18 protein-coding genes are annotated in these 22,008 nt (G+C 71.0%); 10 read left to right on the top strand and 8 right to left on the bottom strand.

What is annotated here, in order from left to right; translation table 11 throughout:
• Positions 1-152 precede the first annotated feature (152 nt).
• The 4 genes from ACX93N_RS08925 to ACX93N_RS08910 all read left to right on the top strand — a co-directional run bounded on the left by ACX93N_RS08925 (position 153) and on the right by ACX93N_RS08910 (position 4,118).
• Positions 153-581, top strand: coding sequence for a DUF1249 domain-containing protein (locus ACX93N_RS08925; protein ID WP_459428063.1), 429 nt, complete (start codon positions 153-155; stop codon positions 579-581).
• Between the two features lie 11 nt (positions 582-592).
• Entirely contained in the window at positions 593-1,426 is an 834-nt protein-coding gene (cpdA, locus tag ACX93N_RS08920) for a 3',5'-cyclic-AMP phosphodiesterase (RefSeq protein WP_459428062.1), read from the top strand.
• Between the two features lie 117 nt (positions 1,427-1,543).
• The gene (gene parE, locus ACX93N_RS08915) at positions 1,544-3,433 is read left to right on the top strand and encodes a DNA topoisomerase IV subunit B (protein WP_459428061.1); all 1,890 of its coding nucleotides are present in this window, start codon (positions 1,544-1,546) and stop codon (positions 3,431-3,433) included.
• Positions 3,434-3,539: 106 nt separating this feature from the next.
• Positions 3,540-4,118, top strand: a complete 579-nt coding sequence (locus ACX93N_RS08910; RefSeq protein ID WP_459428060.1) for a YceI family protein — start codon at positions 3,540-3,542, stop codon at positions 4,116-4,118.
• Between the two features lie 38 nt (positions 4,119-4,156).
• Here ACX93N_RS08910 and ACX93N_RS08905 read toward each other — a convergent pair whose 3' ends face one another.
• Entirely contained in the window at positions 4,157-6,403 is a 2,247-nt protein-coding gene (locus ACX93N_RS08905) for a cytochrome c3 family protein (protein ID WP_459428059.1), read from the bottom strand.
• Between the two features lie 154 nt (positions 6,404-6,557).
• Here ACX93N_RS08905 and ACX93N_RS08900 point away from each other — a divergent pair, with 154 nt between their 5' ends.
• Positions 6,558-7,286, top strand: a complete 729-nt coding sequence (locus ACX93N_RS08900; protein ID WP_459428058.1) for a glutamine amidotransferase-related protein — start codon at positions 6,558-6,560, stop codon at positions 7,284-7,286.
• Here the strand turns inward: ACX93N_RS08900 and ACX93N_RS08895 are convergent.
• From ACX93N_RS08895 to ACX93N_RS08885, 3 genes are read right to left on the bottom strand one after another with little or no spacing between them, the layout of a single operon-like run.
• Positions 7,283-7,663, bottom strand: a complete 381-nt coding sequence (locus tag ACX93N_RS08895; protein WP_459428057.1) for an STAS domain-containing protein — start codon at positions 7,661-7,663, stop codon at positions 7,283-7,285. The genes ACX93N_RS08900 and ACX93N_RS08895 overlap by 4 nt on opposite strands.
• Positions 7,654-10,011 carry a SpoIIE family protein phosphatase gene (locus ACX93N_RS08890; RefSeq protein WP_459428056.1) on the bottom strand — a complete coding sequence of 786 codons (2,358 nt, stop codon included), beginning with the start codon at positions 10,009-10,011 and terminating at the stop codon, positions 7,654-7,656. Before ACX93N_RS08890 ends, ACX93N_RS08895 begins: the two co-directional genes overlap by 10 nt.
• Positions 10,012-10,035: 24 nt before the next feature.
• Positions 10,036-10,476, bottom strand: coding sequence for a VOC family protein (locus ACX93N_RS08885; protein ID WP_459428055.1), 441 nt, complete (start codon positions 10,474-10,476; stop codon positions 10,036-10,038).
• A gap of 174 nt (positions 10,477-10,650) precedes the next feature.
• Between ACX93N_RS08885 and rdgC the strand changes: the two genes are divergently transcribed.
• From rdgC to selD, 3 genes are read left to right on the top strand one after another with little or no spacing between them, the layout of a single operon-like run.
• Positions 10,651-11,556: a recombination-associated protein RdgC gene (rdgC, locus tag ACX93N_RS08880; RefSeq protein ID WP_459428054.1), complete on the top strand. Its 906-nt coding sequence runs from the start codon at positions 10,651-10,653 to the stop codon at positions 11,554-11,556.
• Positions 11,557-11,562: 6 nt separating this feature from the next.
• Positions 11,563-12,672: a tRNA 2-selenouridine(34) synthase MnmH gene (gene mnmH, locus ACX93N_RS08875; RefSeq protein ID WP_459428053.1), complete on the top strand. Its 1,110-nt coding sequence runs from the start codon at positions 11,563-11,565 to the stop codon at positions 12,670-12,672.
• Between the two features lie 17 nt (positions 12,673-12,689).
• A complete protein-coding gene (gene selD / locus ACX93N_RS08870; RefSeq protein WP_459428052.1) occupies positions 12,690-14,855 on the top strand; it encodes a selenide, water dikinase SelD in 2,166 nt (721 codons plus the stop codon).
• Positions 14,856-14,922: 67 nt separating this feature from the next.
• Here selD and ACX93N_RS08865 read toward each other — a convergent pair whose 3' ends face one another.
• On the bottom strand, positions 14,923-15,843 hold the full coding sequence (locus ACX93N_RS08865) for a phytanoyl-CoA dioxygenase family protein (protein ID WP_459428051.1): 921 nt from the start codon (positions 15,841-15,843) through the stop codon (positions 14,923-14,925).
• A gap of 75 nt (positions 15,844-15,918) precedes the next feature.
• Positions 15,919-17,904 carry a hypothetical protein gene (locus ACX93N_RS08860; RefSeq protein WP_459428050.1) on the bottom strand — a complete coding sequence of 662 codons (1,986 nt, stop codon included), beginning with the start codon at positions 17,902-17,904 and terminating at the stop codon, positions 15,919-15,921.
• Positions 17,905-18,111: 207 nt separating this feature from the next.
• On the opposite strand from ACX93N_RS08860, the gene ACX93N_RS08855 reads away from it, so the two are divergent.
• Both ACX93N_RS08855 and ACX93N_RS08850 read left to right on the top strand, forming a co-directional pair.
• A complete protein-coding gene (locus ACX93N_RS08855; protein WP_459428049.1) occupies positions 18,112-18,369 on the top strand; it encodes a hypothetical protein in 258 nt (85 codons plus the stop codon).
• Between the two features lie 88 nt (positions 18,370-18,457).
• A complete protein-coding gene (locus ACX93N_RS08850; RefSeq protein WP_459428048.1) occupies positions 18,458-20,035 on the top strand; it encodes a hypothetical protein in 1,578 nt (525 codons plus the stop codon).
• Positions 20,036-20,047: 12 nt separating this feature from the next.
• Here ACX93N_RS08850 and ACX93N_RS08845 read toward each other — a convergent pair whose 3' ends face one another.
• Entirely contained in the window at positions 20,048-20,854 is an 807-nt protein-coding gene (locus ACX93N_RS08845) for a LytR/AlgR family response regulator transcription factor (protein ID WP_459428047.1), read from the bottom strand.
• A complete protein-coding gene (locus ACX93N_RS08840; protein ID WP_459428046.1) occupies positions 20,851-21,954 on the bottom strand; it encodes a sensor histidine kinase in 1,104 nt (367 codons plus the stop codon). Before ACX93N_RS08840 ends, ACX93N_RS08845 begins: the two co-directional genes overlap by 4 nt.
• Positions 21,955-22,008: the final 54 nt, after the last annotated feature.

Genomic DNA, 22,008 nt, shown 5'->3' with positions numbered 1-22,008 from the left:
GCAGCAGTCGCTATCTTAGGTGTTACACTTCTTCGACGCCACGGGCGGTGGGGTCGCTGGTCTCAGCAACGGCTCGCCCTGTCGTTTTTCATGAGACGCATCCGGAGGGACCGGCGCTGGCACAGCCTCGTCACAAAAAACCCCGCTACCAGGTGGACCTGACGGCCCTGCATGCCCTGTGCGAGGCGAACTACGCGCGGCTGGTGCGGCTGTTCCCGGACTACGAGGTGACGAACCGCCGCGAGTTCCAGCTCGGCGACGAGCGCGTGCTGCTCGAGGTGCTCGAGCGCAGCCGCTACACCACCCACGTGCGCCTGCATTCCCTGGCCCACGTGGAGCGCTGGCTGGCGCCGCTGTGCATCGACGTGCGCGCCTATCACGATGCCGCCATGCTCGAGGTCATTTCCTTCCAGACCAGCGGCACCGTGCGTGGCCGCTACGGCTACCCGAACCCGGCGATGCACCAGCAGGACGAGAAGAACCAGCAGAACCGTTTCCTCGCCGACTGGCTGGAGCACTGTCTCCAGCACGGCCTGGCGCCCCTGCCGCGTGGCGTCGCCGAACGCAGTTCGGAGGCCTGACGGGCCCGGGCATGTCGGCCGGCGCGGTTCCAGAACTCTCCATTTCCGACCCCGGTGGCACGGTGCAGCTTGTCCAGGTGACCGACACACACCTCTCGGCCACCGCCGGCGGGACCCTCATCGGCATGGACACGGACCGCTCCCTCCTCGCCGTGCTCGAGGCACTCCGCCGAGCGCACCCGGCGCCGGATGCGCTGCTGGCGACCGGCGACCTGGCCGACGCCGGTGCGCCGGAGGCCTACGAGCGGCTCCTCGGTTACCTCGACGCCGTCACGCCCCGCCACTTCTGGCTGCCCGGCAACCACGACGACCGCGCGAGCATGGCTGCGGTCGCCGGCGAGGCGCGGCTGCCGCGGGAGCTGCGCCTCGGCGCCTGGCAGGTGCTCATGCTGGATTCCCAGGTCCCCGGGGAGGTCGGCGGGCGGCTCGGAGACGCGGAGCTTGCCCACCTGGAGGCGGGCCTCTCGGCGGCCGCGGCGTCGGGCCTGCACACGCTGGTGTGCCTGCATCACCAGCCCGTGCCCGTGGGCTGCGCCTGGCTCGACGAGCAGCGCGTGGCCGATGCGGACCGGCTCTTCGCCGTGCTCGAGCGCTTCCCCGGCGCCCGGGGCCTGCTCTGGGGTCACGTGCACCAGGCGCTGGAGCGTGACCGCGACGGCCTCAAGCTGCTCTGCACGCCTTCTACCTGCGTCCAGTTCAAGCCGCAGCAGGCCGGCTTTGCCGTGGATGACGCGGCGCCGGGGTTCCGCTGGCTGGCGCTGCACCCGGACGGCCGGATCGACAGCGCCGTGACCCGCGTCCCCGTCGACCTGCCCGTGGACCTCGATTCCCGCGGCTACCAGTAGACCGCCGCTGCGGGTCACCCCGGTCCCGCGGCGTCTGCCCTCGTGTACAATCGCGCCGGTGTGCCGCCGCCCGTGGCGGCCTCTCCCGACGCGCACCCTGCAGCCAGCCGAGACGCCATGAGCAACTACACCGCCGAAGACATCGAGGTCCTCACCGGGTTGGAGCCGGTGCGCAAGCGCCCCGGCATGTACACCGATACCAGCCGTCCCAACCACCTGGCCCAGGAGGTCATCGACAACAGCGTCGACGAGGCGCTCGCCGGCCACGCCAGCCGCATCGACGTGGTGCTCCACGCCGACGGCTCGGTGACCGTCGCCGACGACGGCCGCGGCATGCCCGTAGACACGCATCCAGGCGAGGGCCGCCCGGGGGTGGAGGTGATCCTCTCCACGCTGCACGCCGGCGGCAAGTTCTCCTCCAAGAACTACCAGTACAGCGGCGGCCTCCACGGTGTCGGCGTCTCCGTGGTCAACGCCCTGTCGAGGGAACTGGAGATCACGATCCGCCGCGGCGGGCAGGTGCACCGGATGGCCTTCGCCGGCGGTGAGAAGACCCGCGACCTCGAGGTCATCGACAGCTGCGGCAAGCGCAACACGGGAACCAGCCTGCGCTTCCTGCCGGACCCGAAGTACTTCGACTCGATGAATTTCTCCGTGCCGCGCCTGGTGCACGTGCTCCGGGCCAAGGCCGTGCTCTGCCCCGGCCTGCGCGTGCGCTTTACCGACGAGAAGAAGAACGAGAGCGAGGAGTGGTACTACGAGGACGGCCTCACGGACTACCTCGCCGACGCGACCATCGACTGGCCGGCGATTCCCGAGGAGCCCTTCACCGGCAGCTTTTCCGGTGCCGGCGAGGCGGTAGACTGGGCCGTGCAGTGGCTGCCGGAGGGCGGCGAGGTGGTCGCGGAGTCCTACGTCAATCTTATCCCCACGCCCCAGGGCGGCACCCACGTGAATGGGCTTCGCAGCGGGCTGCTCGAGGCGATGCGCGAGTTCTGCGAGCTGCGCAACCTGCTGCCGCGCGGCGTCAAGCTGACCCCCGAGGACATCTGGGAGCGCTGCTGTTACGTGCTCTCGAGCAAGCTGGAGGACCCGCAGTTCTCGGGCCAGACCAAGGAGCGGCTGTCGTCCCGGGAGGCGGCGGCGTTCGTGTCCGGCTGCGCCAAGGACGCGTTCAGCCTCTGGCTCAACCAGCACACCGGCGATGCCGAGCGGCTGGCGGAGCTGTGCATCAACAGCGCCCAGCGGCGGCTGCGCTCGGCGAAGAAGGTCGCGCGCAAGAAGGTCAGCGCCGGCCCGGCGCTGCCCGGCAAGCTTGCCGACTGCGCGAGCGAGGACACCGCGCGCAGCGAGCTGTTCCTGGTCGAGGGCGACTCCGCCGGCGGTTCCGCCAAGCAGGCCCGGGACCGCGAATTCCAGGCGATCCTGCCGCTGCGCGGGAAGATCCTGAACACCTGGGAGGTGGATGCGCAGGAAATCCTTGCCTCCCAGGAAGTACACAACATTTCCGTGGCCCTCGGCATCGACCCGGGCAGCGACGATCTCACCGGGCTGCGCTACGGCAAGGTCTGCATCCTCGCCGACGCGGACTCCGACGGGCTGCACATCGCGACGCTCATCTGCGCCCTCTTCGTGCGCCACTTCCGCCCGCTGGTCACCGCCGGCCACGTTTTCGTGGCCATGCCGCCCCTGTACCGCATCGACGTCGGCAAGGAGGTCTACTACGCTCTCGACGAAGGCGAGAAGCAGGGCATCCTCGACCGCATCGCGGCCGACGGCAAGCGCGGCAAGGTGGGCGTGCAGCGCTTCAAGGGCCTCGGCGAGATGAACCCGCTGCAGCTCCGGGAAACCACCATGGACCCGGACACCCGCCGTCTCGTGCGCCTGGTGGTCGACGCGGGTGACGAGACCAATAACCTGCTCGACATGCTGCTGGCCAAGAAACGCGCCGCCGACCGCAAGCACTGGCTCGAATCCAAGGGCGACCTGGCGGAAGTGCTGGCCTGAGGCGCCGCGGGCCCGGCCCGTGCCGGGTTCATCGGCCGCAGCTGAACTGCCGTAGGAAGGGTATGGGCTGTTCCGACACACTCCCAGGCACACCAAGGAGGTTGCCATGCTGACGCACATCACCCGCGCAACGGCAGCCGCGCTGCTCATCGCGGCCAGCACTGCCGCCCGGGCCGACTGGGCGCTGGACGCCGATGCATCCCGGCTCAGCTTCATTTCCACGAAGAATGGCGACAAGGCGGAGGTGCACTACTTCCGGGAGCTCTCCGGCGTGGTGACCGACGAAGGTGAAGCCCGTGTCGAGGTGCCGCTGGACAGCGTCGAGACCGCGATCCAGATCCGCAACACGCGGATGCGCGAGTTCCTGTTCGAAACCGGCGAGTATCCGGAGCTTGTGGTCAGCGCCGTGGTCGACCCCGCGGTGCTGGAAACCGCGGGCCACCGGACGCAGGACGTGGAGCTGACAGTGTCCATGCACGGCAGCAGCAAGCGCTACGCAGTGCCCCTCACTGTTGTTCATGCGGCCGATGGCAGCCTTGCGGTCTCGACCCTCGAGCCGCTGGTGGTCGACGCCGCGGACTTCGATCTCGGCGCCGGTATCGCGAAGCTCCAGGAACTGGCGGGCCTTGCCTCCATCAGCACCGCCGTGCCGGTGTCGGTGCAGCTGGTATTCCGCCAGGACTGAAGGTCGCTGCGCGGAGAGTCCGCCCGCCCGCTGGCTAGCTAGCGGCCTTCGGCCATCGCGCCGAAGCGCTGCGCGAGGCGGCGCCAGCGGGCGTTACCCGGCTCCATGGCGGCCAGTTCGCTGGCGTAGTAGGCGGCTTCCTTGACCATGCCGAGTTCGGCGCTGTAGTTGGCGAGCGCCAGCAGCACTTCCGGATTGCCCGGCGCCGCGCGGTTGAGGCCGCGCAGCGCGCGCACGGCGGCGCCGGGGTCGCCGAGGTCGTGCAGCGCCACGGCGTGGACGTAGCGGTGCCGCGTGCCGCTGCGCTCCCGCTCCGCGGCAGCGGCCAGGTAGTCGAGCGCCCGCTCGCGGTCGCCGCCCCGGATGGCTGAAAGGCCCAGGGCGAAGAGAACATCACCGCTTTCCGGCGCGATCTGCCGGGCGAGCTGCAGCTGCGCACGGGCGTCGGCCTCGCGGCCGCCGGCGCGCAGCAGGTCGGCGAGATTGAGGTGAGCCGGTACCAGCTGCGGGTTCAGGCGCAGGGCTTCCCGGTAGGCCGCTTCAGCGGCGGCCAGGTCCCCGCGGGCGCTGTGAAAGAGCCCGAGTTGCAGCTGGACGGAGGGCATGTCCGCATGCTTAGCCTGAATGACCAGGTACTCCGCAAAGAGTGCTTCCAGGGCCATGCGGTCGTCGTCGCCGAGCCGGTCCAGGGGCACGGCGGCGAGAGCGGCCGCCACCTCCATGCGCACCGCGCTGACCGGGTCGGTGACCAGTGGGCGGAGCAGCGTGTAGCGCTGGCCCGGCGGCAGCGCCTGCGCGCTGCGCGCGGCCGCGAGGCGCAGCAGCGGCTGGTCGCTGGCAAGCAGCGTCGCGGCCGTGTCCGCCAGGCGCCCGTCGCCGCTGTTTCCCAGCGTCTCCATCGCCGTGGCGCGCCAGAGCGGAGCGAGAGCCGGATCGGTCACCTGCGCGCGGACACCCGCGGCGGCGCGGCGGTCACCCTCCCGCAGGCGCTGCAGCACCCGCGCCGGGTGCCTGGCCGTGTCACCGGGGTCGATGCCCCAGCCGCGCAGGGCGGCCAGCGCCCAGGTGTCGTCGCGGTCACCGTGGCAGTCCGTGCAGGCATTGGGCGTGCCGAGCACGAGGGACAGGTCCGGGCGCGGGATCCGCATGCTGTGGTCCCGCCGCGCGTCCACGCCCATGTAGGTCGTCGCCGGCATATGGCAGTCGACGCACTGGCTGCCGGGACCCGGCGCGTGATGGTGGTGCGCCGCGCTGTCGTAGACCGCCGGCTTGTGGCACTGCGCGCAGACGCCGTTGCCGGGCGCCCGCAGGGCGTTGCTGTGCGGCTCGTGGCAGTTGCTGCAGACGACCCCGGCCCGGTGCATTTTGCTCTGCACGAAGGAGCCGTAGACGTAGACCTCGTCGCGGATCTGCCCGTCGGCGTGGTAGAGCGGCGGCTGCAGGAACGACAGGCGATGGGTGTCGAGCAGGTCGGCACCGTAGTGGTAGTCCCCGAGCGTGCCGCGCCGTGCGTGACAGCGGCCGCAGCTGTCGATCTGCCGGTTATCGGTGACGGGGGTTTCCCGGCGGGCGATGGCCGCGCCATCGGGGAAGCGCCAGGCGCCGCGCTGGGTGAGGTCCACAGGAAAGCCGCCGGCGGCGGCCCCGGCGAGGTCGCCCGCCTCTGCCAGCGCGACGTGCTGCCCGCCCGGGCCGTGGCAGGCTTCGCAGCCGACGTCGATCGCCGCGTAGCTCGTGTCGTAACGCCCGCTGGCCGGCGAATAGTGCTTGCGCACGTCCGTGCTGTGGCACTCGGCACAGCGGGCGTTCCAGTTCTGGTAGGGCCCCGTCCAGTGCAGGGGGTCGTCGTGGTCGACGGCCTCCTCCGGGTACAGGTGGTACCAGCGCTGCCCGCCCTCCGCTGCCGGCCGCGCATCCCAGGCGATCGACAGCGCCTGCAGGCGGCCGTCCCCGAGCGGCAGGAGATACTGCTGCAGGGGGTAGACCCCGAAGACGTAGGCGACCTCGTAGTCCGACAGGCTGCCGTCGGGCCCGTCGGTGCGCACGATGAAGGCGTCGCCGCGGCGGAAGAAGCGGGTCTCCACGCCGTTGTAGCGGAAGCGGGCATCGTCGAAGTCGCCGAGTACCGTCCCGGGGGTTGGCAGCTGCATGGCCAGGTCGTGATGGGAATCCCGCCAGGCCCGGTACTCGGTTGCGTGGCAATCCGCGCAGCGTTCGCTGCCGAGGTAACCATCGGCGACCGCGGGCACAGCGAGCAGGCAGAGAAGCAGGGCAAGGGGTGGCACGGCGATCGGGTCCTCCTTCGGCTGGCTGCCATGGTAGCGCAAGGACCACCGCCGGGGTGTTATGGACAGCCGCGGGGGCGCTTCCTACCATGCCCCCTGTCCGCGGCTCGAGCCGGAGCCGCGCCCCGAGGGAGCCACCGGAGACGACACCGCCATGAAGCTGGGCATCCTGCGCACCGACACGGTCCGCCCCGAGTGGGCCGCTACCTACGGCGAGTACCCGGACATGTTCGAGGCGCTGCTCGGCGGCCTCGACCCGTCGCTCGCCTTCGCCACCTGGCACGTGGAGGCCGGGGAGTTCCCGGCCGGCGTGGATGAAGCCGACGCCTGGCTGATCACCGGCAGCAAGTTCAGCGTCTACGAGGACCTGCCCTGGATTCACCGGCTCTGCGCCTTCATCCGCGAACTCCACGAGGCCCGCAAGCCGCTGGTGGGCATCTGCTTCGGCCACCAGGCGGTGGCGCAGGCCCTCGGCGGCGAGGTGGGCAAGTCGGCGAAGGGCTGGGGCGTCGGGCTGCACCGGCACGCATTCCGCGAGGCGCCCGCCTGGTTCGACGGGGGCGACCGCAGTTTCCGCGTGCTGGTGAGCCACCAGGACCAGGTCGAGCGGCCCGCACCCGGTACGGCCGTGCTGGCCGGCAGCGACTTCTGCGAGAACGCTGTCTGCCAGATTGGCGAGCACATACTCACGTTCCAGGGGCACCCCGAGTTCGTCCCCGGCTACGCGGAGGCCATCATGGACTTTCGCCGCGAACTCATTGGTGAAGATGTCTATAGGGCGGGCATGGCCTCCCTCGCGGAGGCGCCGGAGCGCGAGCGTATCGGGCGCTGGATTCTCGCCTTCCTGGAGCGCGCCACCGCCCGGGGTACGGAACGCAGCTAGTCCCGGCCGCCCCGGACCCGGTCCTGCATGGCGTCGAGGTACTCGTCCAGTTCCCGGTCACTGGCGAAGACGCGCATGTCCGGCAGTGCGTGCAGGATCTCGAACACCTTGGCGATCTGCGCCTGGCGGTTGGCCACGCAGAGGCTGCGTCCCTCGGCCTTGAGTTGCTTGGCGGCCTTGAAGATCACCCGCAGGCCCGCTGAGGAGATGTAGTCGAGGTCCGCCATGTCCAGCACGAGCAGGTGCCGGCCCCCGGCGATGACCTCGTTGAGGGAGGCCTCGAAGGCCGGGGCCGTTTCCGTGTTGAGGGCGCCTGCCATGGTCACCCGGGCCATGTCCTTGTCGGCGTCGATCGTCGCCGAGGTCGTCAGTTCCATTGCCGGTGCCCGTCGTGGGAAGGTTGGCGGTAGCGGACGAGACTCAGTACGTTCTGCGCCTGTTCGCGACTGTAGTGCTGTTCATCGGTCAGCCCTGAGAGCAAGTGTAGACCAAGGCCGCCGATCTCGGCGCGCTCGCTCGGCACGCCCAGGCGCGCGCGCCGCGCTTCCTCGAAGGGGTTGAAGGGACTGCCGGGGTCGCGGAGCGTGAGCACGGCCTCGTCCCGCCGCAGCTCGAGGGTGACGATGACCTCGGACCCCGCAGGCAGTCCGGCATACTTCTCGATGTTGGTGAGCAGCTCCTCGAGGGCGACGGTGAGGTCCCTCGCGCCGTCTTCCCCGAGCTCCGCTAGCAACGGCTGCGCCTGGAGCCAGCCGAGGCCGGTGGATGCCAGGCCCGGCCCGGCGGCAAGGCGCGTGCCGCTGTGCTCTCCGCGCGGCCGGGCATCAATGATCATGAGCGTCATGTCATCGGCCTGCGGCGTGCCATCGGCAAAGGCATCCACCGCGGCGATGGTGCTCTCGCCCGAGCGCCGGGGTGGCTCCGCCGCGCGCTCCGCAAAGATCTGCGCCAGGGCCTCGCTGCCCAGCATGGCACCGTCGGGGTTGAAGGCTTCATCGAGGCCGTCCGTGTACAGTGCGAGGCGTTCGCCGGGGGCGAGGCGCAGCGCCTCGCCGTGGAAGCGCGCATCCGGGTTCAGGCCGAGCGCGGGTCCGCCGGTGACCGCCACGGGCCCGGCCCCCCGCCCGTCGATGCACAGGGGCGGCGCGTGGCCGGCGAGCGCGATCTCGAGGTCCAGGGTCCGCGTATCCAGCACGCCGAGGCACAGCGTCAGGAACATGCAGTTGTCGTTGTCCTCGAGCAGGACGGCGTTCAGCTGGTGCAGGGCCACGGCCGGCGGCACGGCGCCGGGCTGGACCTCCCATTGCTGGATGAGGCTGATCGCCCGTGCCATGAACAGCGCCGCAGGCACGCCCTTGTCGGACACATCGCCGACGGCAAAGAGCAGCTTGTCACCCTGCAGGTGGAACGAGTAGAGGTCCCCGCCCACGCTGCGGGCCGGGCGCACGACCGCCCAGAGGGCGATCTGTCCCCGGCGCAGCGTGGCGCTGCCCCGCTGCGGCAGCATGGAGAGCTGGATATCCCGCGCCGCCGCGAGTTCACCCTCGAGGCGGCTGCGGCTGGCGGTGGCCTTGGCGAGATCGTCGATATAGTCACCGAGATCGCGGCGCATGGCGTCGAAGGCGCGCACCAGCTGGCCGATCTCGTCGTCGCTGCGCACCCGGGGCAGTTCGACACCGAGGTGCCCCCGGGCGATGGCGCCGCTGGCCCGCGCCAGGGCCTGGATGGGAGCGACCAGCCGGCGGGTCACCACGGTTGCCGTGAGCACGATGAGTGCCAGCATGGCCAGGCCCACGGTGATCACCCGCGTCTCGTAGTCGCGCAGGGGTTTCAGTACTTCCGCCTCGGAATAGACGGCCCCGATGAACCAGCCCGTGGGCTCGATACGACGCAGCTGCACGGTGCAGCGGGCGTCGAAGCCGGGACAGCGCACCGGCGCGGTCACGGTTTCACCGACTGCGGCCAGCCCGAGCAGGGCGTCCCAGCGGCGGCCATCGAGCGGCTCCAGCACCGTTGCGACCGGTCGCACGGCGAGTTCCGCCCGCGGCGCCCCGAGGAGCGCCCCGTCGCCGCTGAGCACGAAGCCGAAGCCGTGCTCGCCGAGGTCCACGCCCGAGAGATAGCGGCGGAACTCCGCCAGGGCGATGTCCGCGGTGATGACACCGAGGAAGCGGCGCGCGGCCCCGGCCCTCGTGAAGACCGGCACGGAGAACGTGGTCATGAGCACTTCGCCGCCGCCCGCATCATAGTAGGGCTCGACCCAGAGCGGCCCCCCGGCTTCCGCCGCTGCACGGAACCAGTCCCGCTCCCAGTAGGGCTCGGGGCCGCCGGCGAGCGTGGTGCGCGCGATGCGCTCGCCGCGACGGAACACGAAGGGCGCATAGCCCCCGGGGTCGTCCACCAGCTCGGGATTCACCGCGAGGGCCGCGCCGAAAACATGGCGGTTGTTCTGGACGAGGGCTTCGAGCGCGGGCTCGAGCCTGTCCGCATCGCCCGGGTCCCGCGCGGCCAGGTCCGCGAGCACGCGCACCGGGGTTTCCACCCCTTCGGCCATGCCGTCGATGAGCGAGCGCGCGTTGGCAAGCGAGTCGCGGGCGCTATCCTCGAGCTGCCGGATGATCCCGGCGCGCGACAACCGGTAGTCCACGAGCAGCCCGAGGGCGATGATCAGCCCCGCGCTCAGCGTCAGCGGGACGGTGAGCCGGGCTGCAAGGGACTGGCGCACGGCGGTGCGCGCTCCGTGCCGGTGCTACCAGGTGCCGGTATTCGCCATGGATGCCCAGGGCTCTTTCGGTGCCAGTGCGCCCCCGGCCTGCAGCAGCTCGATGGAGATGCCGTCCGGCGAGCGCACGAACGCCATGTGTCCGTCCCGGGGCGGGCGGTTGATGGTCACCCCGGCCGCCTGCAGCGACTCGCAGAGCGCGTAGATGTCGGCCACGCGGTAGGCGAGGTGCCCGAAGTTCCGCCCGCCGGTGTATTCCTCCGGGTCCCAGTTCCAGGTGAGTTCCAGCAGCGGGCTCTGCCCCGCTTTCGCCGCCTCCACGTCGTCGGGCGCAGCGAGGTAGACCAGCGTAAAGCGTCCTTTCTCGCTCTCCATGCGATGCACTTCCGCAAGACCCAGCTTGTTGCAGTAGAAGTCGAGGCTCTCGTCGAGGTCCCGGACCCGGACCATGGTGTGCAGGTACTTCACGGTGGTGCTCCCCTTAGGCAGGATTGATGGTGCATGGTAGGAACCTGCCAGCGGGCGGGCAAGCTGCAGCTAAGCCGGACCTCAGCCGGACCTCAGCCGCGTTCCTCGAGCCGCGAGTCGTCGTCGCCTGCGGCCCTCGGGTACAATGCCGCGCTTTGCCGGAGACGTACCGCCATGTGGTTTCGCAACCTGCGCGCCTACCGCCTGACCCAGCCCTTCAGCCTCACCGCCGAGCAGCTCGAGGAACAGCTGGCGGCCAAGACTTTTCGTGCCTGCGCTCCGAGCCAGCCCCTGTCCCTGGGCTGGTCCTCGCCGCTGGGCGTCGAGGACGGGCCGCTCGTGCACGCCGCCGGGGGGCGCCTCCTGTTGCGCCTGCGGCGGGAGGAGCGCCTGCTGCCCGCCACCGTCGTTCGCGAGGCGCTGGCCGAGCGCGTGGCGGCCATCGAGGAAAAGGAGGGGCGCAAGGTCTACCGCAAGGAGCGCCTGGGCCTCAAGGACGAGATCATCCAGGACTGCCTGCCCCGGGCTTTCACCCGCAACACCTTCCTCTACGCCTTCATCGACCCGGCCGGTGGCTGGATCTATGTCGATGCGTCGAGCGCGACGCGGGCCGAGGAACTGCTGAACCTCCTGCGGGACAGCATCGGCACCTTGCCCGTGCTGCTGCCCGACGTGCAGCACTCGCCGCAGGCCTGCATGACCCGCTGGCTGCTCGATCGCGATCTGCCGGCAGGCTTCGACGCGGCGGGCGAATGCGAACTGCGTGAGCCGGGCGACGACGGCGGCGTGGTGCGCTGCCGCGGGGTGGACCTGTTCAGCGAGGAAGTGGACAGCCACCTGCACGCTGGAAGGCAGGTGTCCCGGCTCGCGCTCCGGCACGATGAGCGCGTGGCCTTCGTCCTCGGCGACGACCTTTGCCTGCGCCGCCTGAAATTCGCCGACGCGCTGCTCAAGGAAAACGAGGACCTGCCGCCGGAGGATGCGCTCGCCCGCCTGGACGCGGACTTCGTTCTCATGGCCGAGGCTGTCGTGGAGCTCTACGAGGCGGTGCTCAGCGCCTTTGGCGGCCTCGCGGAGTAGCCGCCCTTGAATGCCCGCGCGGACACCGACGACTACCGGGCGCTGTTCCTGGCGGACGTGCCGCTGCTGGATACCCGGGCGCCGGCAGAGTTCGAGCGCGGCGCCTTCCCCACCGCCCGCAACCTTCCGCTCATGACCGACGAGGAGCGGGCAGCCGTGGGTACCTGCTATAAGCAGCGTGGCCAGGCGGCAGCCATCGCCCTCGGCCACGAGCTGGTGGCCGGCGCCGTGCGCGAGGAGCGCCTCGCGGCGTGGGCGGCCTTCGCCCGGGCGCACCCCGACGGCTACCTCTACTGCTTCCGCGGCGGCCTGCGCTCGGCGATCGTACAGCGGTGGCTGGCCGAGGCGGGCATCGCCTACCCGCGGGTGACCGGGGGCTACAAGGCGCTCCGCCGCTTCCTCATCGACAGCCTCCCCGGGAGTCTCGAGGGGCTGGACATCGTGCTGGTCTCCGGCCGCACCGGCAGCGGCAAGACCCGTCTCCTGCCGCTGCTGCCGCGCAGTGTGGACCTGGAGGGGCTGGCGCGGCACCGCGGCTCCACCTTCGGCCGGCTCCTCGAGCCGCAGCCGACGCAGATCGACTTCGAGAATGCCCTGGCCATCGCTCTGCTGCGCCATGCGCGGGGCGGGCGGCGGACGGTCTATCTCGAGGACGAGGGCCGCAATATCGGCCGCCGCTACCTGCCGCCCGAGCTGCGCGAACTCATGGCGGCCGCCCCGCGCATCGAGCTGGATCACCCGCTCGCGGACCGGGTAGAGGTCGTGCTCGAGGATTACGTGATCGACCTCGGCGAGCGGTTTCGCGCTGCCGCGGGCGATGAGGGCCCGGCCCGGCACCGGGAGCGGCTCCAGGGCGACCTCGCCCGTGCCCGCAAGCGCCTGGGCGGGGAGCGCTACCAGGCCGTCAGCGCGCTCATGGACGAGGCCTTCGCGGCGCAGGCGCGCGGGGAGGGGCTGGACGGGCACCGGGCCTGGATCGCCCGCCTGCTCGACGAGTACTACGATCCCATGTACGACTACCAGGCGGCGCAGCGCGGCGGTCCGGTGCTCGCCCGCGGGCGGCGGGAAGAGCTCGCGGCGTGGGCGGCAGAGCGCGCTGAGACGCCCCGGGAATAGCGAACAGGAGTGACAGCGTGCTGACGCCGACAGAAATCACCCGTGACCTCGTCCTCGTGGGCGGTGGTCACGCCCATGCGCTGGTGCTGCGCATGCTGGCCATGAACCCCGTACCCGGTGCGCGGCTGACCCTGGTCTCCCCCGCGAGCCACACACCCTACTCGGGTATGCTTCCGGGGCTCGTCGCCGGCCATTACCGCTTCGAGGACACGCACATCGACCTGGCGCGCCTCTGCCAGTGGGCCGGGGTGCGCTTCCTGCGCGATGCAGTCACGGCCCTGGACCCGGCGCGGCGGGAACTTCACTTCGCGGAGCGGCCGCCCCTGGGCTATGACCTGCTCAGCCTCGATATCGGCTCCCAGCCCACCCTGGACGTCGTCCCCGGCGCCTGCGAGCACGCGGTGCCGGTGAAGCCCGTGGCGGAGTTCTGGCAGCGCTGGCAGGCGGGCCTCGCGGCCCACGGCGGCCAGCGCATCGCCGTCGTCGGCGGCGGCGCGGGCGGGCTGGAGCTGGCGCTCGCCATGGCTCATGCCCTCGCCGGCAGCGGCGCGACCCTGGTCCTGTACTGCGGCGGCGAGTTGCTGCCCGGCTATCACCGCGCCGCCCGGGCCGCGGCACGGGACGCCATCAGCCGCCTCGGCGTCACGCTCGAGGAGGGGGCGCGGGTCGCCGAGGTCCATGCGGGCGAACTCAGCCTCGAGGATGGCCGCCGCGAGCGCTTCGACAGCCTGTACTGGTGTACGGCGGCAGCGGCCGCGCCCTGGGTCAGGGCCAGCGGGCTGGCGGTGGACGAGCGCGGCTTCCTCGCAGTGGACGACACGCTGCGCAGCGTGGATGACGGGCGCATCTTCGGCGCCGGGGATATCGCCACCCAGGTCAACCACCCGCGGCCCAAGGCGGGTGTTTACGCCGTGCGCCAGGGCCCCGTGCTCGCCCGCAACCTGCGCGCCAGCCTCACCGGCGTCGCCCTGCGCGAGCACCGGCCCCAGCAGCGTTTCCTCTCGCTCCTGTCCCTGGGCGAGCAGCGCGCTACCGCGGACCGCGGCCCGTTGAGCGCGACCGGGCACTGGGTCTGGCGCTGGAAAGACCGGATCGACCGCTCCTTCATGCGGCGCTTCAGCGAGCTGCCGCGCATGCAGGCCGGGCGGGAGGATACGGTGCCGGCCCAGGCCCCCTGCGGGGGCTGCGGCGCCAAGGTCGGGGGTGATCCGCTGGCCGAGGCTCTCGCAGCCCTGCGGGCCGACTTCCCGGACCACTGCCTGCCGGCGGGCGGCGCGGCGGAGGACGCGGCGGCGCTGCCGCAGGCGGGCGGGACCCTCCTGCAGAGCCTGGATACGCTGCGCGCGCTGGTCGACGATCCGTGGCTGATGGGCCGCATCGCCGCCCAGCACGCCCTCAATGATCTTTACGCGAGCGGCGCCCGGCCGCGGGCGGCGCTTGCCGCCCTTACCCTGCCCTTTGCGGCGGCGAGCGTGCAGGCGCGGGACCTCCGCCAGGTGCTCGCCGGCGCGCTCGCCGCCTTCGCGGAGGCGGACTGCGTGCTTCTCGGGGGCCACAGCCTGCAGGGGCCCGAGTGGCAGCTGGGGTTCGCCGTGACCGGCGAGGTGGCGACGAAAGACCCGCTGCGCAAGCGCGGCGCGCAGGCCGGCGATGCGCTCCTGCTCACCCGCCCGCTGGGGGTCGGCGTGCTGTTCGCGGCGCACATGCAACTGGCCGCCGACGGGCGGGACATCGATCGCGCCCTGGCGCTCCTGGGCGCGAGCCAGGCGGCTGCCCTGGACGCCGCCGTTGCCGGCGGTGCCCACGCGGCCACGGATGTCACCGGTTTCGGCCTCGCGGGCCACCTCTGCGAGATGCTCTGTGACGAGCTCGGGGCGACGCTGGACCTCGCCGCGCTGCCGGTGCTGCCCGGCGCCGAAGTCGCCATCGCGGCCGGGCTGCGCAGCACGGCGGCGCCGGCCAACCTCGCCGCCTGGGGCGCGCGGGTGCTGGGTGCGGGTGACCCGGTGCGCCAGCAGCTCCTGTTCGACCCGCAGACCGCCGGCGGTCTGCTCCTGGCCCTGCCGCCCGCGGGGGTGCCCGAGGCGCGGCGCGTGCTCGAGGCAGCAAAGTTGGGTGCGGCGGTAATCGGCGAATGTGTGGCGGCGGAGCCGGGAATGATCCGGCTTGCCGACGCGAGCTGAGGGCTGTTTACCTCGGCTGAGGGTTGTTTATCTCCGCTGAGGGCTGTTTATCTCCGCTGAGGGCTCTTCAGCGCCAGCTGAGCGGCACCTGGTTGGCCGGCGCCCGGCCCTCGGCGAAGAACCAGGTCTCGACAGCGTAGCGCGGGCGGCTGAACTGCGGCCGGTACTGCGTGCGGTGCAGGAAGAAATGGTCGAAGAACAGGGCGTCGCCGGCGGCAAAGCGGGGGCTTTCCGCAGGCGGCAGCTCCCGCTTCACGTAAGCAGGGCTTACGCTCCAGTCGAAGGTGCCCTCACCGTCGCGCAGCAGACCGTCGATGCGCGCGGGGACGATGTCGAGCCCCGGCGCACCCGTGTCGGCGCCGCAGACGGTCAGGGGCAACCACAGGTTGATGCTCTGGATTCCCGCGCCCATGAAGGCGCCGTCCTGGTGCCAGCCCGCTTCCTCCACCGCCTTATGGCTGCGGCGCAGTACCCATTTTTTCACCGACAGGCAGGGGCGGCCGCCCAGGCAGTGTGCGGCAAGGGTGTTCAGCCCCAGGGTCTCATAAAGGGCCAGCAGGTACTCCGCGACGGCAGGTGCCTCGGCACACATGGCGGACCCCGAGCTGCGGTGGAAGGCTCGCGAGATGGCCAGTTCCCGCGCGGGCATGGCCGCAAGCAGCGCCGGCGGCGGGTCGAACCAGGGCGTGCCCAGCCCGCCGTCGGCCGCCAGCACCGCGTCGATGGCCGAGCGCAGGGGCGCATGGTGTGCCCCGGGCAGAAGGCCGCGCACCAGCAGCGCACCGCTGGCCGCGATGGCATCGCGGAGGAGCGGGCCGGTCAACGCGCCGGCGCGCACCTCCGGCACCTCGGTCACGGTGACCTGCGCCGGGCGCGGCGCGGGCTCCGGTGGAGGCGGGAAGCTGCGGGCAGCGAGGATCCGGGCGTCCAGGCGAGCCCGGCTGGCGGCCGCATCGGGCAGGCTGTGGTGGGTAGGCGCCGGTGTCATGGCGCCAGTCTAGGGGAGCGTCCCGGGCGGTGCCAGCCTCGGCCTCCACGGGACGGGTGCCAGTGACCGCTCCGCTCAGGGGCTGCACCGGCAGTTACCGGGGCCCGCTGCGCGGCAGGCTGCAATCCGTCCGAGCAGCGCCCGGGTGTAGCGCCGGTAGCGCTCGATACCCCTGTCGTTCAGAACCTCGAGGGCGCCTTCGCCATGCTCCGTGGCGATGTCCAGCTCCCGTTCGTCGCCGCCCAGGCGGTGGATGTTGCAGGCGAGCTCCGCCAGGTTGATCTCGACCTCGGCCCATTTTGCCGGGAGCCGGTCCCGGCTGTAGACCGTCTGTGCGGCGGTGAAGGCAGAGCGCGCTGCCCGCAGGCGGTCGACGCTTTGCTCCAGGTCGCCGAGGATCGCCTCGGTGACGGCGAGGTTGTTCTGGACCATTGCCCAGGACAGCGGCGCGCCGCTCCGGGGCAGCTTTTCCAGGGCCAGCGCGCAACGGCCCCGCGCCTCGAGCACCCTGTCGCGGCCGGCACGGCCGAGGCGGATACCGTGCTGATACAGCGCGAGGCAGTAGTTCTGCTGGGTAATCGCCCAGTCGACGGGTTGGAAGTCCGCGTTGAGTACCTCCAGGGCGGCGGCGGACGCGTCGACGGAGCGTTCGAAGAAGTGGCCGGGGCGGCCCTCGGCACCGAGTTCGCCCAGGCGTTCGAAGAGGACGGCGAGGTTGCGCCGGGACAGGGCCCAGAGCTGGGGGGTCAAATGCCGGTCGAGGAGGCCGCCGCCGGCTTCCAGGTCCTCGCGGGCGGCGGCGAGGCGTTCCAGGGCGCCGGCCCGGTCGGGGGCAAAGCGGTGCAGCCGGATGCGCACCGAGGCCCGGTTGATGCGGGCGACGGCCCAGTCGAGGGGGAACAGCGCTTTCGGACGCGCTTCCACCGCATCGGTGCAGGCTCGCTCCGCGGCCCGGTAACGTGCGACGTCGTCGTCCACGTCGCCTAGCAGGCGCTCCTCGTAGCAGAGCTGGTTGGCGACCATGGCGAAGCGGCGCGGGTCCAGCGAGGGGTCTATGCGGCGGCGCAGATTGCGCAGCGACACCACGGAGGCTCGAATCCAGTCCAGCGAGATGGCGAAGGAGCGGGACGCCTCGGCCTGCAGCTGCCGGCGCCGCTCGCTGTCCGGCGCCATGAGGGCCAGCATCATCGCCTTCAGGTCGGCCAGCGCCGCCTCGGGCCGGTCCAGGGGCACGGGGACTTCCACCCGCGCCTCTTCCACCCGTATCGGCTTGCCGGAGACGCCGACGGTCGCGCTGGCCAGGCCCGAGCGGTTGCTGACGATGCGCACCCGCGCCTTGCCGTCGCGGACACTGCCCCAGAGCAAGGCCTCGGCGTCCCGGCGCTGGAGGATCCGGCGGGCGCGCGCGCGGATCGCCTTTTCCCGTTCCTCGATGGCACCCACGCCGTCGGGGTCGAAGCGCCGGCAGCTGCGGAACACGCTGAGGTACGGTGCCAGCGCCGGATCACTGCGCAGGGAGCGTGAGAGCAGGGCACTCGCGACGTCGTCCCGATCACCCGGGAAGCCCGCGATCACTACGCCCAGCCGGTCTTCCGGCGTCGCGGATGTCTGCAGCCATTCGCCCAGGCTGCAGCGGGCCTCGGCAACGACGGGCAGCTCCCGGAAGATGAGCACCCCGGCGGCGACCGCGAGCAGCCCCAGGACGGCGGGGACGAGGAGGCGGCGGGGGCGCGGCCGTGGCGGGTCCCCGTCCGCTGCTGACGCCGGGTCGTCGTCGACCGCCTTGTAGAGCGTTTCTGCCGGAACACCCAATGCCCCGGCGACCCGCTCAATGCTGCGCGCATCCACGCGCTGTTCGCGGAAGATGCGACTGACCAGGTCCCGCGGCGCCTGCTCCAGCTCCTCCAGGTCGGCGATCCGGTTGGCGAGGGCGATCTGCGTCTTTTTTTCGAGGTCGCTGTTGGCGAGGGCGTGCTCCAGCCGGGTCCGGGACGCCCTTACCCCCCGGCGCTTCGTTTCCCGACCGTTGTTCTCCTCGCTGTCCTCGCCGGCCCGCCCCATGGCTTCGTTCTTGTTCCAGTGCGATCAGGGCAAAGCCTAGCGGGAAAATCTGCGTCCTGTCTCGGCTTCTCCTCATTTCTGCCGATTTCGCGCGACGCATTCCGCCCGCCGGTCGGGCAGCGTCATTACCCGGGGGCTGCGCGGCTGCCCGGCACCGGAAGCCCGGCGCCGCCGCCCCGAAACAGGGCAACTGCAAGGAGAGCCGTCATGAGAACACTGATCGTGAAATCCCTGGAAGCCATCGCCTACGTGGCGATCATCCTGGTTGTCCTCGGCCTGGGCGCCGCCGGCACCGCCACCATGGGCGGGTTTACCGGTTTTGTCGTCGGTGCGCTGGCCGGCGCCGTGCTGTCGGTCGCGATTTTCGGGGCGCTGTTCCTGTTGATCGATATCGCCGACAACACGCGCCGCACCGCGAGGGCCATGGCGGCACCGGCGCCTGCCGACGACCTGCGGGCGGCCTGAGGCCACGGAGTCCCGGCGGCGGTGCGCGGCTGCCGGCTGGCGTCCCGCCGCGGGGCGGGGGCGACGACGACAAGGGAGGAACAGACCAGTGAAGAGAATCGACGACAGCTGCCGGGCACGGGTGCCCGCCCTGCTCCTGTGCAGCGCGCTGGCGCTTGCGGCGCCGGCCATGGCTCATGCCGGCCTGCTCGACAAGCTGAAGGAACAGGCGAAGAAAGCCGTGGAAGAGGTGGTGGACGAAACCCGGGAGGCTGGTGGGACAGCGGTCGCGGAAGCGGTCGGTGGCGGCGCGACGCCGGTTGCGAAGCCTTCCGGAGAGGCGGAGGCCGCCGTCGCCGACCCCGGGGGCGGGCCTGCCGGGGCGCCGTCCGATGGCGAATGGCAGGGGCAGCTCTCGCCTGCCGGCAAGAAGTCCATTGGCTCCCACGGCGGCCTGCGGGTCACCCTGGCGGGCGCCACGAAGCTCCTGCGCTACTCGGGAGGTACCGGCGACTGCGTGGCGGAGCTCGAAGGGGCCGGGGGAGAGTACAGCGCCCGTTTCCTGACCGGGCAGAGCCGCTGCGGCAGCCGCGCCACGCTGCGCCTCGGCGGTGACGGGCAGGTGCGCCTGCGCTGGGAAGACGCACCTGGCATGAAAGCGGGGGAACGGGTCTATGGCGGCAGGCTGGAACGCCGAACCCGGGCCTGGCCGCGCAAGGCGTGGAGCCTCGCGGGGGAGCGCCGCAAAGGCTACGACGTCGTCGATTTCTTCCTGGGCATGAGCTACGAGGATGCGCTGGCCCGAATCGATCGCGAGCCGGAAATGACCCATGAATGGCGCATGATCTCGACGGCCAACGGCAAGGGGACGCTGTCGCTGGTCCAGGTCGTCGAGCTAAAGGCCGGCAAGGACGGTAGCCGCCCCGCCGAATCACTGTCCCTGCAATTCGAGGCCCAGTCACCGGCCGAGATGGCAGTAGCCCAGGACCCGGCCGTGCTCGCCCGCCGCGAGGAAATCGACACGCTGGCCCGGGAGAGGGCGCAGCAGGAGCGTGCCATTCGCGAGGAATACCGTGCCGCAAGCCGGCGCACAGGCTCGCGAAACGGGCAGCAAGAGCTGGCCGCCCGTCGCGCCAGCCTGGCACAGGAGCGGCAGGAGAAACTGGATGCGCTGCCCGCGATCCCGGACAAGCCGCCGCTGCGGCCCGATGGGGCCGATGCCGAGCTGGTCTTCATCGGTCGCGAGCTGACCTTCCCGCGCGGTGCGCGGCCCCACATAGACAAGGTCACCGATGCGCTGGTCAGCAAGTACGGGCCGCCGTCCGTACGCACGGACAACCGGCTCGCCCTGCAGTGGGCCTTTACCGCGGAGGGCGAGCGTATCGCCGACGCGGCGGGGGGCGCCTGCGACGTCGTCACCCCGGCTGCGCGCCAGGACCACAGCGGCGAGGTCGCCTACTACGGGCTGTCGCCGCGCTGGGTCGCGCCGGGCTGCGGATTCACCGTGGCCGTCGACCTGAGGCCCCGCGACGACGGCGGCGTGTACAGCATGCGCTTCGCCGTCTATGACCAGCGGCGCCTGCTCGGCGACAACTGGTACCGGACGGTGCGCCTGACGCAGGCGACCGTTGAGGCGGAGCGGGCCGCGCAGGAGGCCGCGAAGGCCGTGGACGCCCCGGACCTGTGAGCGGCGCCGCGGTCAGCGGGCGAGGAACTCGCGGATGCGCTCCCGGTAACTGCGGCTGACCTTGAGCTGGGCGCCGCCCTCGAGGTTGAGGAGGAACTCGCCGTTGTCGAGGGTCTGCGCCCCGGTGATGCAGCCGGTGTTGACCAGGGTGGAGCGGTGCACGCGCAGGAACACGGCGGGGTTCAGCATGGCCTCGATCTGCTTCATGGTGATGCGCATGATGTGCGTCTCGCCCCCGGCGTGGATGCACATGTAGTCGCCGGCGGCGTCGACCCAGCGGATATCCGTGACGCGGATGAAGCGGATGTCGTTGCCGTCCTTGATGGTGATTTTCTCCGGCCAGCTTTCCGGGCCGCCGCCTTCGAGCATGCCCTCCACGCCGCTGGCGCTCTCGCCGGTGATGCTCATCACCAGCTTCACGAGTTTTTCCTTGCTCTCGCTGCTCGCCTGCTGGTCCCGGTGCGCGACGGCGCGCTCCACGGCCTCGTGCAGCCGGTCGTCGTCGATGGGCTTGAGCACGTAGTCGACCGCGTGCACGCGGAAGGCGTCCACGGCGTACTCATCGTAGGCGGTGACGAAGACCACCATGGGCATGGTGTCGCCCTGGAGTTCGTTCACGACCTGGAAGCCATCCATGCCGGGCATCTGGATGTCGAGGAACACCAGGTCCGGGGTGTGCTGCGCGATGGCGGCAAGCGCTTCCTCGCCGTTGGCGCACTCGGCCACCACCTCCACCTGCGGCAGCTGCTGCAGGCGCACGGCGAGGCCGCGGCGGGCGAGGTTCTCGTCGTCGACGATGATGGCGGTGAGCTTGTTCATGGCGACGGGTCCCCCGGAACGTTGCGCTCTACAGGCAGGGTGATGGTAATGGTGAGCCCGTGCGGCTCTGTCGTGGACAGCCGGAAGGACTGGCGGTCGCCGTAGAGCTGCTTCAGGCGCTCGCGGATATTGACCAGGCCGACACCGCCGCCCTTCGGCAGGCGGCCGTTGCGCAGGTCCAGTCCCGGGCCGTCGTCAGCCACTTCCAGCTGCAGCTGCCCGTCGACGATGCTCGCCGAGACGCCGATGCTGCCGCCGCCCACGGACTGGGCGATGGCATACTTGATGGAGTTCTCGACGATGGGCTGCAGGAGCAGGCTCGGGATCAGCGCGTCGGCGGCCCGGCGGTCGATGTTGAAATGCAGCGTCAGCCGCTCGCCGAAGCGGACCTGCTCGATGTCGAGGTACAGCTTCAGCGCGTCCACTTCCTCGGCGACCGTGACCCGCTGCATCGGGTCGTTGTCCAGCGAGTAGCGGAGGAAGCGCGACAGGCGCATGACCATGTCGTTGGCGAGTTTCGTGTCCCGGTCGAGGATGAGCGTGGAGATGGCGTTGAGCGTGTTGAAGAGGAAGTGCGGGTTGAGCTGGTAGCGCAGCATCTTGAGCTGTGCGTCCTGGGCCATGCTCATCGCCTTGAGGCTGCGCTGCTTCTCCTCCTGGGCCAACAGGTAGTACTTGATGCCGAAGTAGAGCGCGCTCCACACCAGCATGACCCAGAAGGCCGAGACCGAGCCACTGAAATAGGAAAGGAATTCGCTCTTCCCGGTGTCCTGGGCGGCGTGCTCCTCGGGGAAGGCGCTGGCGAAAATGGTTGACCGGCAGGCCATCCAGGCGGCGCCGGCGCACCAGGACCCGGCGAGAATGGCGAAGACGCGCCGCCCCAGGGAGGCTTCCCAGGTGAGCTGGTAGAGCCAGCGCAGGCCGAGGGTGATCGCGAGGCCGATGGCGGAGACGACCGGCAGGTACCAGGTGTAGTTCTCCGGCGGCTCGCCCCAGACCAGGACCCCCAGGTAGAAAGACATCGCCCAGCCGCTCCAGCCGATGAACTGGAGCACCCAGAAGAGCCGGCGCTTGTCCTGCAGGAGGTCGTCCAGGGTCATGCCGCCATTATAGGGCTCTGCCCCCGGCCGCGCGGCGTTTTCCTTGCTGCTTCA

This window comes from Pseudohaliea sp. (assembly GCF_054552115.1).
Note: the sequence above shows the minus strand (reverse complement) of the source record. Positions and strands in the feature narration are given on the sequence as shown.